We start from the raw sequence: 13,700 nt of genomic DNA on the forward strand, positions 1-13,700 counted from the left end.
GGTCGTGTCCCCCGGGTGACACGGGCGCGACGGGCAGGGCGCGCGGCGGACGTCAGCGCGTCCGGCGTGCGCGGCGCCTGCGGAGCGTCCGCAGGACGAGCCCGAGCAGCAGCGCCAGCACCACCAGCACGCCGACCAGCGCCGCGGCGACCTTCACGAGCAGCGCCGCCCCGACGAAGAGCACGGCGAACACCAGCCACACGAGGGCGTCGAGCACGAGGGGGCCGGGAGTCCGCACGCGACCGACGATAGCGACCCGGCGGGGGCGGGTCGCGCCTCCTGGACGACGCGCCGTCCCGACGACGCGCCGTCCCCGCGACGTGGGCCGCGCACCGGTCCGCATGAGGAGCGGGGCCGTGCGGCGCTGAGCGTCCACGCACGACCCCACTCGGTGCGGGTACCGCCCCCACAGCGGCACCCACGGTCGACACCGCTCGCTCAGCGCGCGGAGTCGACGTCCTTGGCGAGCGTCCCCAGGTACAGCTCGATGACCTTCGGGTCGTCGGCGAGCTCCTTCCCGGTGCCCGAGTACGCGTTCTTCCCCTGGTCGAGCACGTACCCACGATCGCAGATCTGCAGACAGCGTCGCGCGTTCTGCTCCACCATGACGATCGACACACCGGCCTTGTTGATCCGGCGTGTGCGGATGAACGTCTCGTCCTGGCGCACGGGCGACAGCCCCGCGGAGGGTTCGTCGAGCAGCAGCACCTTCGGGTCCATCATGAGCGCCCGGGCCATCGCGACCGACTGCCGCTCACCGCCGGACAGCGATCCGGCACGCTGGCCCTTCCGCTGTCCGAGGACGGGGAACAGGTCGTAGATGACCTCGAGCCGCTCGGCGAACTTCCGGGGTCGCAGGTACAGGCCCATCTGCAGGTTCTCCTCGATCGAGAGCGAGGGGAAGACGTTGTTCGTCTGCGGGACGAAGCCCACACCGGCCTGCACGAGCTTGTTCGCCTTGAGGTTGGTGATGTCGTCGCCCTGCAGGGTGACGGAGCCCTCGCGGATGGACACGAGGCCGAACAGGGCCTTGAGGAGCGTCGACTTGCCGGCGCCGTTCGGCCCGATGATGCCGATGAGCTCGCCCGGGTAGCAGTCGAGGTCGCAGCCGTTCAGGATGTTCACCCCCGGCAGGTAGCCGGCGACGAGGTTCTTCGCGCTGAGCACGGGCTCGCGTTCCAGCGTGGCCGCCGGGGCGGCGGTCGCCGGCGACGGACTGGAGGCGCTGCTCGCGTTCGTGGGCTCGCTTGCGTCGGTCATCGGGTCGCCTCCTGCTCGTCTTCTTCCGCTACTTCCTCGGCGAGTTCCTCGTAGGTCTCCTCGTTGAGGAGCGAGTCGTCACCGAGGTCGGTGTCGTGGTGCGCACCGAGGTACGCATCGATGACCGCACGGTCGTCCATCACCGTGTCGGCCGGCCCCTCGGCGACGACCTTGCCCTCGGCCATCACGACGACCCAGTCCGAGATGTGCCGGACCATGTGCATGTCGTGCTCGACGAAGAGCACGGTCATGCCGTCGTCGCGCAGGGACTGGATGTGCCCGAGCAGCGACTGGGTCAGCGCCGGGTTCACGCCGGCCATCGGCTCGTCGAGCATGATCATCGTCGGGTCGGACATGAGCGCCCGGGCCATCTCGAGGAGCTTGCGCTGCCCGCCGGACAGCGAGCCCGCGTAGTCGTCGGCCTTCGTGTCGAGCTTGAAGCGGGCGAGGAGGTCCTCGGCCTTCGCCGTGATCTCGCGCTCCCGCTTCCGCCAGAGCGCGGGGACGAGGCCGACGAAGAAGTTCTCGCCGGGCTGGTCGCGGGCGCCGAGGAGCATGTTCTGCATCACGGTGAGGCGGCTGAGCGCCTTCGTGAGCTGGAACGTGCGGACCATGCCCTTGTTCGCGATGTGGGTGGCGCTGGTCTTCTGCAGGGTGTTGCCGTCGAACCGGGTCGTCGCGCCGGGGCTCGGCTTGTCGAACCCGGTGAGCAGGTTGAAGAACGTCGTCTTGCCGGCGCCGTTCGGGCCGATGAGGGCGGTGATCGAGCCGCGCTGGACCTCGAGGTGGTCGACGTCGACCGCGGTCATGCCGCCGAAGCGACGGGTGACGTCGTCGACGACCAGGATCGGGTCGTTCTTGGGGTGGGCGTACGACTCAGACACTGAACGTCAACTCCTTCTTGTTGCCCAGGAGGCCCTGTGGACGGAACACGATGAGGAGCATGAGCGCGACGCCGACGAGCACGTAGGAGAACTGCTCGGCCTGCTGCGCGTTCATGATCGAGTTCGGGATGAAGTCACCGGCGAGGGTGCGGATCGCGAGTCGGACGACGAAGAAGAGCACGGCGCCGAGCACCGGTCCGAACACCGTCGCCGCACCGCCGAGGATGAGCGCCGTCCAGATGAAGAACGTCATCGAGCGGCCCATCGCGTCCGGTTGCACCGAACTCGGCAGGACGTAGATGATCCCGGCCAGGGCCCCGAGCGCACCGCCGAACACGAGCGCCTGCATCTTGTACGAGTAGACGTTCTTGCCGAGGGAGCGGACGGCGTCCTCGTCCTCGCGGATGGCCTTCACGACACGGCCCCAGGGGCTGCGCATGAGCAGGAACAGCACGAGCGTGAACAGGGCGACGAGCCCCCACGCCGCGATCCGGATCCACCAGCCGTTGACGCCGTTGTTCGAGTACGTGAACCACAGGAGCGTGGTGGTGCCGTCGGGGAGCGGGCTGAGGGCGTTGAACGGGTCGCGGTAGCTCGACCCGGTGATGCCGTTCGAGCCGCCGGTCGTCGTGGTGAGCAGGCTCGACCGTCCCACCATGCGGATGATCTCGGCGCCGGAGATCGTCACGATCGCCAGGTAGTCGCCGCGCAGCCGCAGGGTCGGGATGCCGAGGATGATCGCGAACACGATCGACACGAGCAACGCGACCAGGACGGCCATCACGAACGGCAACCCGTTGGTGATGGAGATCGCGAAGCCGTACGCGCCGAGCAGCAGGAACGCCGCCTGGCCCATGTTGACCAGGCCGGTGAGTCCGAAGTGGACGTTGAGGCCGATCGCGGCGAGCGCGAACGCCGCCGTGGTCGGGGCGAGTGCTTCCTGCGTGAGGGAGGACAGCAGGTTGAGGATGTAGTCCATGGCGGCGCTCCTTAGCCGATCCGCTCGGCGCGGCCGAAGATGCCCTGCGGCCGGAACAGCAGGATGAGGATGAGGATCACGAGGGCGGTGGCGTACTTGAAGTCACCGGGCAGCACGAGGTTCGTGAGCTCCACGACGACGCCGATGATCATCGAGCCGACGAGTGCGCCGTAGGCGGTCCCGAGGCCACCGAGCGTGACCGAGGCGAACATGAGCAGCAGCAGCTGCAGGCCGGTCTGCCAGTTCACGCCGTTGAGCACGAGGCCGAGCATCACGCCCGACAGTCCCGCGAGGCCGGCGGCGAGCGTCCACACGAACCGGATCACCCGGTCGACGTCGATGCCGGACGCGCTGGCCAGTGCCGGGTTGTCCGACACCGCACGGGTCGCACGGCCGAAGCGCGTCTTCGCGAGGAACAGACCGGTCGCGACGAGGACGACGAGCGCGATGCCCATCGCCACGTACGACTGCACCGTGAGCGTGACCCCGGCGAAGCGGACCGTCTCGGGGTTGCCCTGCTGGATGCGGACGGTCGAGGCGCCGAAGAAGTACTGGAACGCGTACTGCGCGGCGATCGACAACCCGATCGTCACGATCATGAGCTGCGTCAGGCTGATGCGCTTGCGCCGCAACGGCCGCCAGATGCCGGCGTCCTGCAGGTAGCCGGTCGCCGCGCACAGCAGCGTGACCACCACCCCCGTCAGCCAGATGTTCCACCCGAGCTGGTTCGCGAAGAGGTAGGCGAGCAACCCGCCGAGGGTTACCTGCTCACCGTGCGAGAAGCTCGACAGGCCGGTCGTGCCGTAGATGAGCGAGAGGCCCACCGACGCCAGCGCGATGAGGAGCCCGAGCCGGATGCCGGACGCGAACTGCTGCCAGGCGCGCTGGGGCGTGACGCTCGTGGCGTCGTCGTTCGTGACGACGCCCTGCTGGTCGGACAGCTGGAAGATCTGCCCGACGTTCGCGTTGAGGCTCGCCGACACGGTGCGCTTCGCGTCCGCCGCGTTCGTCAGGTACTGGCCCTTGGGCAGCGTGTCCTGGTCGACGCTCACGGTGTAGCTGCCCGCCTCGGTCACGCTCACCGACCAGCGCCCGGCGTCGGACGTCGTCGCGGTCTGCGCGAAGCCACCCGGCCCGGCGACGTCGACGTCGACGCCCGGGACCGGTTCGCGGTCCGAGTCGGTGATCGTGCCCTGGATGCAGCCGTTCGTCGGGCTGACCGTGCACGGCTGGGTGCTGGCGGGTGCGGTGCTCGCGGACGCCGATGCGCTCGCGGTCGGGGCCGAGGTGGCGCCGATCGCCGGCAGCGTCACCGCCCAGTCGATCAGGAAGGTCGCCAGGAACGCGAGCACGAGGACGGCCATGATGACCGGTCGCTTTCGTCCAGGGCGGAGGCGGAACCTGCGCAGCAGTGCAGGTCCCGGCGGAGTGATGGATCCCACGGAAGAGCCTCTCGTTCGGATGACGAGGACGCTAGGGGGATTGTGTGACACCCGTGTTTCCATCACGTTCCCTGTGTGATTCGTGCCGCAACTGTGACGTTGTGGAGGAAGGCCGGACGGAGGTCCCGGGACGGGGCCGCACCGCGCCTCCTGGCTGCTCACGGGTGTCCACGGGGCGGAATGCGGAAGAGCGCCTGCGCGTTACCATGGTCTATCCGGAACCCGCCGCAGCGTTCCCGGTGTCTCGACCACTTCACCTCGCCCACGAAGGGGACCCATGGACCAGCCGGATCCGTTCGGATTCATCGGACTCACGTACGACGACGTCATGCTCCTGCCGGGGTACACCGACGTCATCCCGAGCGAGGCGTCGACCGCGTCCCGGCTCACCAAGCGCATCACGGTCAACGTCCCGCTGCTCTCCGCGGCGATGGACACCGTGACCGAGGCCCGCATGGCGATCGCCATGGCCCGACAGGGCGGCATCGGGATCCTGCACCGCAACATGTCGATCGCCGACCAGGCGGCCGCGGTCGACAAGGTCAAGCGCAGCGAGTCGGGCATGATCACCAACCCGGTGACCACCAGCCCGGACGCCACCGTGGCCGAGGTCGACGCGCTCTGCGGACAGTTCCGCGTCTCCGGCCTGCCGGTGGTCGAGGGTGACGGCACCCTCGTCGGCATCATCACCAACCGCGACATGCGGTTCGTGGCGCCGTTCGAGCAGCAGACCACGCTCGTGCGCGACGTCATGACGAAGGCCCCGCTCATCACGGCTCCGGTCGGCATCGACCCGGACGACGCCGTCGCGATCTTCGCCGAGCACAAGATCGAGAAGCTCCCCCTCGTCGACGAGGACGGCAAGCTCCGCGGTCTCATCACCGTCAAGGACTTCGACAAGAGCGAGAAGTACCCGGACGCCACGAAGGACGACGCCGGACGCCTGCGGGTCGGTGCCGCGATCGGCTTCTTCGGCGACGCCTGGGAGCGCGCGACCGCGCTGCGCGAGGCCGGCGTGGACGTCCTCGTCGTCGACACCGCCAACGGCCACAGCGCCGGCGTGCTCGACATGGTCCGCCGTCTCAAGGCCGACCCGGCGTTCGCCGCGGTGGACGTCATCGGCGGGCAGGCCGCCACGCGCGAGGGCGCCCAGGCGCTCATCGACGCGGGCGTCGACGCCGTCAAGGTCGGCGTCGGCCCGGGATCGATCTGCACGACGCGCGTCGTCGCTGGTGTCGGCGTCCCGCAGGTCACCGCCGTGTACGAGGCCTCCCTCGCCGCGCGTGAGGCCGGTGTGCCGGTCATCGCCGACGGCGGGCTGCAGTACTCGGGCGACATCGCGAAGGCCCTCGTGGCCGGTGCCGACACCGTGATGCTCGGCTCGCTCCTCGCCGGCACCGACGAGTCGCCCGGTGACCTGGTGTTCGTCAACGGCAAGCAGTTCAAGGCCTACCGCGGGATGGGCTCCCTCGGCGCCCTGCAGACCCGCGGCAAGAAGACCTCGTACTCGAAGGACCGCTACTTCCAGGCCGACGTCCCCTCGGACGACAAGCTCGTGCCGGAGGGCATCGAGGGCCAGGTCCCGTACCGCGGCTCGGTGGCGAACGTCGTCTACCAGCTCGTCGGCGGCCTGCGGCAGTCGATGTTCTACGTCGGCGGCCGGACCGTCCCGGAGCTCAAGGCCCGCGGCAAGTTCGTCCGGATCACCCCGGCCGGGCTCAAGGAGTCGCACCCGCACGACGTGCAGATGGTCGTCGAGGCGCCGAACTACAGCCGCTGACCCGACCCGCACCCGCGAACGCCCCTGCTCCCGGACGGAGCGGGGGCGTTCGTCGTCGGTCGGCAGTAGGGTCGCGGCATGGTCAGCGCCGTGTCCCACACCTCGATCGACTGCCGTGACGCCTACACGCTCTCGGAGTGGTGGAAGCAGGTCCTCGGCTACGTCGACGTCGCCGACGACCCGAACGCGCCCGGGCACGAGGAGTGCATGATCGTCGCTCCCGACGGCTCGCACCACGTGCTCTTCATCGAGGTGCCGGAAGCGAAGGCCGTGAAGAACCGCATCCACTTCGACCTGCGGCCGACCGACCGGACCCGCGACGAAGAGGTCGTGCGGCTGCGGGGCATCGGTGCGCTCGAGCTGGCCGACCGACGCACGGCGAGCGGCGGCTGGGTGGTGTTCGCCGACCCTGAGGGGAACGAGTTCTGCGTCCTCCGGTCCCAGGCCGAGCTCGACGCCTGACCCCGGCCAGCCTCCACCCGGGCGGCCGGCGTCCCTGTCCGGACTGCGCGGGTCCGGTCGACCGCGCCCGGGCGCTCGGCTCGAGACCCGCGGGTTTCCGCAGACCTCGCGTCACGGCTGGGTAACGAAACACTTTGCGTACCGCCCCGTCACGCGGCTGAAACACCGTGACCCTACGTTCTCTCACATCCCCAGCGGGACCTGAGGTTCCGCGCAGAGAAAGGGCTCCACGGATGATCAGAACCACCCGTGCCACCACGGCACTGGCAGTGGCAGGAGCGGCGGCGCTCCTCCTCGCCGCCTGTTCCACCACCAGCGGCGGCACCTCACCGTCCTCCTCCGCGTCGGGAGGCGCGAAGAAGGACCCCGCCGCGAGCTGCAAGGCCCCCGACACCCCGGGCACCGACGCGCTGAAGATCGGCACGATCCTCCCGCTCACCGGTTCGCTCGCCTACCTGAACCCGCCCGCGGAGTCCGGTGTGGGACTCGCGGTGCAGGACATCAACGCCGCCGGCGGTGTGCTCGACAAGGACGTCACCATCGACCCCGCCACCGACTCCGGTGACAGCAACGACATGACGGTGTCGAGCTCCGCGGCGACGAAGCTCGTGAACGCGAAGGTCCCGGTCGCGATCGGCGCCGAGTCCTCCAGCGTCACGCTCAACGTCATCGACCAGCTCACGAGCAACTGCATCGTGGAGATCTCCCCCGCGAACACCGCGTCGGACCTGTCCGGCTACTCGTCGTACTACTACCGGACCGCTCCGCCGGACTCAGTGCAGGGATCGGCGCTCGGCCAGCTCGTCACGGGTGACGGCAACGCCAAGGTCGCGTTCCTCGTCTTCAACGACACCTACGGCACCGGTCTCCGCAACACCGTGCAGAAGGCGATCGAGGACTCGGGCGGATCCGTCGTCTACGGCGGCAAGGGCAAGGGCCAGGAGTTCCCGCCCGGCCAGACGACCTTCTCGTCCGAGGTGACCGCGGCGCTCGCCACGAAGCCGGACGCCATCGTCGTCCTGGCCTTCGACGAGACGAAGTCGATCATCCCGGAGCTGAAGTCGCAGGACGCCGACATGTCGAAGATCTACATGTCCGACGGCAACACAGCGGACTACTCGAAGGACTTCGACAAGGGCACGCTCACCGGCGCGCAGGGCACCATCCCCGGTGCCTCGCCGAAGGACGAGTTCAAGGCCCAGCTCTCCGCCTACTACAAGAAGTCGTCGGGCAAGGACCTCGCCGACTACTCGTACGCGGCTGAGTCGTACGACGCCACCGTCCTCGCCGCCCTGGCCGCGGTGAAGGGCAAGGGCACGGACTCCGGCACCATCCAGGCCAACATGGCCGCGGTGTCCGGTGCCGACGGCGGCACGGAGTGCTCGACGTTCAAGGACTGCGTCGCCCTGCTCGACAAGGGTGAGGACATCCACTACACGGGTCCGTCGGGCATCGGTCCGTTCGACGACAACAACGACCCGTCGAGCGCCTACATCGGCATCTACAAGTTCGACGGCGACAACAAGCCCGTCTACCAGAGCGCGATCCAGGGCTCGGTCAAGAAGTAGTCGGCAGCACCGGATCGACAGCGCCTCGCGGCCCGGCCGCGGGGCGCTGTCGCGTGCGGCGGCGGCGCCGGCGGCGGGCCGAGACTCGGCTGCGCGGACAGTTCCGTGGCGGACACGGCGCGAAACTGTCCGCCGGGCCGAGACTCGGGGCCCGGCGGGCGGGCCGGCAGGCAGGCAGGCCGGCAGGCGGACAGGACACGGGCCCTGGAGGCGCGGCTCGGCCCCGTCAGACCGGCTCGGCCGCGGTGGGCGCCACCGCCCGGCGCCGCGATGCCCGAGCGGCCAGGAACGAGTCGGCCGTCAGGATGACCAGGGCGAGCCAGACGATCCCGAAGCCGAACCACCGGGCACCCGACATCGGCTCGTGCTGCACGACCACCCCGACGAGCAGCTGCATCACCGGCGCGAGGTACTGCGTCAGCCCGAGCGTCGACAGGCTCACCCGACGGGCGGACGACGCGAACAGCAGCAGCGGCACGGCCGTCGCGGGCCCGGTCAGCACCGTCACGAGGACGTGCACCCAGCCCTCGCTCGTGAACGTCACCCCGCCGCCGAGGCCGGTCGCGCCGAGCACCACGAGGGCGACCACGGCGATCGGCAGCAGCCACACGGTCTCGATCGTCAGGCCGCTCAGGGCGTCCACCGTGCCACCGACCCGCTTCTTCACGAGCCCGTACAGGCCGAACGAGAACGCCAGCACGAGGGAGATCCACGGCATCTGTCCGTAGCCCACCGCGATGACGACGACGGCCACGATGCTGATGCCGACGGCGGTCCACTGCAGCGGACGCAGGCGTTCGCGGAGCACCACGACACCGAGCGCGATCGTCACGAGCGGGTTGATGAAGTACCCGAGCGCCGCCTCGACCGTGTGGCCCGTGGTCGTCGCCGCGACGTACACGGTCCAGTTCACCAGGATGAGCACGGCCGCGAGGCCCATCACGAGCATCACCCGACGCTGGGCCATCAGGGTGCGGGTCCGGAGCCAGGAGCGGGTGACGGCGATCGCGATCGCGCAGAACACCAGCCCGAAGACGATCCGCCAGGCGACGATCTCGAACGCGCCGGCGGGGGCCATCGCCGCGAAGAGCAGCGGCATGAGTCCCCACAGCCCGTACGCGATGATCGCCTGCACGACGCCGACGGATGCCTCGCTGCGGGCCGGGCGCGCCGGGGACGGTTCACTCACGGAACCATCCTAGGAACGGGCACCGACGGTGCGGGGTCGAGCCGCGCCTCCTGGACCCGCCGACCCGGCGCGGAACGCGAGAACGCCCCGCCCGGCCGGAGCCGAACGGGGCATTCGCGATGTGTACTGGACTCAGTGCACGATGACCGCGAGGACATCGCGCGCCGAGAGGACGAGGAGGTCCTCGCCCGAGTACTTGACCTCGGTGCCGCCGTACTTCGAGTAGATGACCTTGTCACCCACGGCGACGTCCAGCGGGACGCGGTTGCCGTTGTCGTCGATACGACCCGGGCCCACGGCGACGACCTCGCCCTCCTGGGGCTTCTCCTTCGCGGTGTCCGGGATGACCAGACCGGAAGCGGTGGTCTGCTCCGCCTCGACCTGGCGGATGACGATGCGATCCTCGAGCGGCTTGATGCTGACGGCCACGGTGACCTCTTCTTTCTCGGTACTGACTCGGTACAGATGAAAACCGTGTTGGCACTACGCACAGGAGAGTGCCAACCGCCCCAACTCTAGGGCGTCGTTGGCACTCGGTCAATCCGAGTGCCAACGTCCGACCGGGCTCTCGGCGACCTGGGAGGATCGTCGGGTGGAAGCCGCCGATCTCGCCCAGTTGCTGACCCCCGAGGGGATGGCCCTGCTCGACCGTACCCCGGCCGTGTCCGACGGTGGTGAGATCGTCCGGGTCGTCTCACGACTGCGCTCCGAAGGACACGATCCGGGCCTCGTCGCGGCGGTCCTGACGCAGGCGAGGCTCCGGCAGAAGGCCCGTGGGAAGTTCGGGGACTTCGCCTCCCGCATGCTCTTCACCGAGGCCGGCCTCGAGCAGGCGACCCGGCTGCAGGTCGCCGCCCAGCACGCCGGACGCTTCGCCGCCGCTGGGCTCACCCGGGTCGCCGACCTCGGGTGCGGCATCGGCGGGGACGCGATGGCGATGGCGGCGCTCGACCTCGAGGTCACCGCCGTCGACCGTGACGAGGCCACCGCGGCCGTCGCGACGCACAACCTGTCGCTCTGGGACTCCGCACGGGTGGAGCTCGGCGACGCCGCTTCGTTCGACCTGTCCCGCGTCGACGGGGTCTGGATGGACCCGGCGCGCCGGACCTCCGGCCACGCGAACACGAAGCGCCTCGCCGACCCGGACGACTGGTCCCCGTCGCTCGACACCGTGTTCGCCGCCGCCACGACGACCCCGACGGGTGTGAAGCTCGGGCCGGGCGTCGACCGCGACCTCATCCCGGACCCCGCCGAGGCGCAGTGGACCTCCGTGGACCGCGAGGTCGTCGAGCTCGCCCTCTGGTTCGGCCCCCTCGCCCGTCCCGGTGTCCGCCGTGCCGCGACCGTCATCGGGGCGCACGGGATCGCCGAGCTCACGGGCGACGCCGACGCCGCGGACGTCGAGGTCGGCGCGCTCGGCGCGTACCTGTACGAGCCCGACGGAGCGGTCATCCGTGCGCGGCTCATCGGCGACCTCGCCCGGTCGTTCGACGGCCGGATGCTGTCCGACGGCATCGCGTACGTCACCTCGGACCGGGCCGTCACGACACCGTTCGCGCAGGGCTTCCGGGTGCTCGACACGATGCCGCTCGACGTGAAGCAGCTCGCCGCGCGACTCGCGGCGGACGACATCGGGACCGTCGAGATCAAGAAGCGCGGGGTCGACGTGGACCCGGCGCAGTTCCGGAAGCGGTTGCGGTTGCGCGGACGGGGGCGCGTCACGCTCGTGCTCACCCGTCTGGAGGGACGGCACGCCGCGATCCTGTGCGAGCGGCTGGGAGACGTGGCCGGGTAGGCATCGCACTCAGTAGCGACTTTTCGATATGTGACATCCTGAATGCTGTCCGCTCCGAAAGGTTCAGCATGAAGCACTCCCCCTCACCCATGTCCCGGTGCCTCCTCGTCGTCGGCACGTCCGGTCTGGCGCTCCTCGCGCCACTCGCGCTGTCGGTCCCTGCAGTCGCCGTCGCACCCGCCACCGTACTGGCGGTCTCGGATGCGCCCCGCGCCGCACTCACCGTCGACACCACCACCTACCGTGCCGGCGACACCGTCACCGTGACGGGTACCGCAGCGCCGGGTGCGCGCGTCGGTGTCCTGTTCGGCGATCGAGACCTCGTCCGGAAGAGTGCCGCCGCCGACGGCCGCTGGACCATCACCAGCGAGCGCGCCGTGCTGAGCACGGCCGGTCTCTCGATCACTGTGACCGCCGGGACCGGGAACGACGCCGAGACCGTGACCCGTACCCTTGCCCACGACACCAGCGAACGGCCGCTCACGGTCGACACCACCAGTTACCGCGTGGGCGACCTCGTCACCGTGAAGGGCACCGCATCGCCGCGCGCGCTCATCGCGGTCGTCTTTGGCGGCAAGGACTCCGAGACCGGCCGTGCCGACGACCGTGGCAACTGGAGCATCACCAGTCTGCGGCCGGCCACCGCCACCAGTGGACTCTCCCTCGAGGTCAGCACCGGTATCGGCGAGACCGCGCGCACCATCGAGCGCACGCTCACCGTCGACACCAGTGAGCGCCACCTGACGGTCGACACGGACAAGTACCGCGTCGATGACCTTGTCACCGTCAGCGGCACCGCCGAACCCGGAGCGTTCGTCCACGTCCGGTTCCGCTCCAACGACACGGTCGACAGCCGCGCCGACGACGACGGCAACTGGCGCATCACCAGCATGTACGCGGCCACGGCGACCGACGGGCTCACCCTCCAGGTCAGCACCGGCGCCGGCGCCAGCCTGCGTACGATCGAGCACACCCTCGCCCGAGACACCAGCGAACGGCCGCTCACGGTCGACACCACGAAGTACCGCGTCGGGGACCTCGTCACCGCCACCGGCACGGCCGAACCCCGAGCGTTCATCGCCGTCAGCTTCGGACGCGTCAACAACTCCGACACCGCACGCGCCGACGACGACGGCAAGTGGAGCATCACGAGCCCGAAGTCCGTCACCGAGACCGACGGCATCACCCTCACCGTCAGCACCGGTACCGGCGACTCCACACGCACCATCGAACGCGCCCTCACCGTCGACACCAGCGAACGCCACCTGACGGTCGACACCACGAAGTACCGCGTCGGGGACCTCGTCACCGCCACCGGCACCGCCGAACCGCGCGCGTTCATCGCCGTCAGCTTCGGACGCGTCAACAACTCGGAGACCGGCCGCGCAGACGACGACGGCAAGTGGAGCATCACGAGCCTGAAGAACGTCACCGAAACCGAGGGCATCACCCTCACCGTCAGCAGCGGCACCGGCAGCAGCACACGCACCATCGAACGCGCCCTCACCGTCGACACCAGTGAACGTCACCTCACCGTCGACACCACCGACTACGCGCCGGGTCACCTTGTGACCGTTTCCGGCACCGCCGAACCCCACGCGTTCGTCGGCGTGGAGTTCGGTCCCCGCAACTTCTTGGACGGACGCGCGGACGCCGACGGTGACTGGAGGATCACCAGCCCGAAGGGCGTCACCGTCACGGGTGGGCTCCAGATCCGGGTCCACACGGGTTCCGGGTCGACCGCCCGCACCGTCGAGCGCACGCTCACCGACGCCACCGAGACCGACGTGCGCGTGACGTCGCCGAAGCAGTACCTGAGCGGCACACCGCTCCGTGTCGAGGGGACCGCACGCCCCGGCGCGACGGTGAGGATCTCGGCTCAGGACGCGGTGATCAACATCCCGCTGGGCGGAGCGGTCGTCGCGTCCCCGACCGGACAGTTCTCGTTCACCTCGAAGCGATCGGTGGCGTTGTCGGACGGAGACCCGAAGCTGTCCGTGACCGTGCAGCAGGACGCCGACGCAGCGACCGTGCACGAGTTCCGATCACTGCAGGAAGGCGTGGAGTACGTTCCGACGCGCCTGACCTCCGACAAGACGTTCTTCAAGGGCGAGGGCGCTCGCCTCGTCGGCACGGCGTCCCCGTACACGTCGTTGAGCGTTCGAGTGGACGACGGGGCCCAGGAGTTCGTCCGCGCCGACGCCAACGGAGCGTTCGATCACACCACGCGCAAGCTCCCCGGGGAGTCCTACCGGATCACGATCCACCAGCTGTTCGGTGACGAGGACAAGACGACCCACGAGTTCACGGCGCGGGACGGTGCGACCGAGCCCGCGCTCCG

Annotated in this window: 12 protein-coding genes; 5 read left to right on the forward strand and 7 right to left on the reverse strand. The window is 69.6% G+C overall.

The window, feature by feature from the left end; genetic code table 11:
• Nucleotides 1–52: 52 nt before the first annotated feature.
• From BIV03_RS19015 to BIV03_RS04250, 5 genes are all read right to left on the reverse strand, one after another.
• Complete coding sequence (locus BIV03_RS19015) at nucleotides 53–238, reverse strand: hypothetical protein (protein ID WP_139199221.1); 186 nt, start codon at nucleotides 236–238, stop codon at nucleotides 53–55.
• Between the two features lie 200 nt (nucleotides 239–438).
• The gene (locus BIV03_RS04235; protein WP_071294791.1) at nucleotides 439–1,260 is read right to left on the reverse strand and encodes an ABC transporter ATP-binding protein; all 822 of its coding nucleotides are present in this window, start codon (nucleotides 1,258–1,260) and stop codon (nucleotides 439–441) included.
• Nucleotides 1,257–2,144 carry an ABC transporter ATP-binding protein gene (locus BIV03_RS04240; RefSeq protein WP_070417714.1) on the reverse strand — a complete coding sequence of 296 codons (888 nt, stop codon included), beginning with the start codon at nucleotides 2,142–2,144 and terminating at the stop codon, nucleotides 1,257–1,259. The genes BIV03_RS04235 and BIV03_RS04240 overlap by 4 nt, the downstream gene beginning before the upstream one ends.
• On the reverse strand, nucleotides 2,137–3,123 hold the full coding sequence (locus BIV03_RS04245; RefSeq protein WP_071294792.1) for a branched-chain amino acid ABC transporter permease: 987 nt from the start codon (nucleotides 3,121–3,123) through the stop codon (nucleotides 2,137–2,139). The genes BIV03_RS04240 and BIV03_RS04245 overlap by 8 nt, the downstream gene beginning before the upstream one ends.
• 11 nt (nucleotides 3,124–3,134) lie before the next feature.
• Nucleotides 3,135–4,487, reverse strand: coding sequence for a branched-chain amino acid ABC transporter permease (locus BIV03_RS04250; RefSeq protein ID WP_071294793.1), 1,353 nt, complete (start codon nucleotides 4,485–4,487; stop codon nucleotides 3,135–3,137).
• Nucleotides 4,488–4,842: 355 nt separating this feature from the next.
• Between BIV03_RS04250 and guaB the strand changes: the two genes are divergently transcribed.
• The 3 genes from guaB (at nucleotide 4,843) to BIV03_RS04265 (ending at nucleotide 8,375) form a co-directional block, all read left to right on the forward strand.
• Nucleotides 4,843–6,345, forward strand: a complete 1,503-nt coding sequence (gene guaB / locus BIV03_RS04255) for an IMP dehydrogenase (protein ID WP_070417711.1) — start codon at nucleotides 4,843–4,845, stop codon at nucleotides 6,343–6,345.
• Nucleotides 6,346–6,423: 78 nt separating this feature from the next.
• On the forward strand, nucleotides 6,424–6,807 hold the full coding sequence (locus tag BIV03_RS04260) for a VOC family protein (RefSeq protein WP_070417710.1): 384 nt from the start codon (nucleotides 6,424–6,426) through the stop codon (nucleotides 6,805–6,807).
• A gap of 233 nt (nucleotides 6,808–7,040) precedes the next feature.
• Nucleotides 7,041–8,375 carry an ABC transporter substrate-binding protein gene (locus tag BIV03_RS04265; RefSeq protein ID WP_071294794.1) on the forward strand — a complete coding sequence of 445 codons (1,335 nt, stop codon included), beginning with the start codon at nucleotides 7,041–7,043 and terminating at the stop codon, nucleotides 8,373–8,375.
• Between the two features lie 226 nt (nucleotides 8,376–8,601).
• Here BIV03_RS04265 and rarD read toward each other — a convergent pair whose 3' ends face one another.
• Nucleotides 8,602–9,564, reverse strand: coding sequence for an EamA family transporter RarD (gene rarD, locus BIV03_RS04270; RefSeq protein ID WP_070417709.1), 963 nt, complete (start codon nucleotides 9,562–9,564; stop codon nucleotides 8,602–8,604).
• Nucleotides 9,565–9,696: 132 nt separating this feature from the next.
• On the reverse strand, nucleotides 9,697–9,993 hold the full coding sequence (groES, locus tag BIV03_RS04275) for a co-chaperone GroES (RefSeq protein ID WP_017885484.1): 297 nt from the start codon (nucleotides 9,991–9,993) through the stop codon (nucleotides 9,697–9,699).
• Nucleotides 9,994–10,156: 163 nt separating this feature from the next.
• Here groES and BIV03_RS04280 point away from each other — a divergent pair, with 163 nt between their 5' ends.
• A complete protein-coding gene (locus BIV03_RS04280) occupies nucleotides 10,157–11,359 on the forward strand; it encodes a class I SAM-dependent methyltransferase (protein WP_071294795.1) in 1,203 nt (400 codons plus the stop codon).
• Nucleotides 11,360–11,427: 68 nt separating this feature from the next.
• On the forward strand, nucleotides 11,428–13,700 hold a 2,273-nt coding region (locus BIV03_RS04285; RefSeq protein ID WP_139201852.1), incomplete at its 3' end, for a hypothetical protein.

This window comes from Curtobacterium sp. MCBA15_016, assembly GCF_001865105.1.
Lineage (GTDB): Bacteria > Actinomycetota > Actinomycetes > Actinomycetales > Microbacteriaceae > Curtobacterium.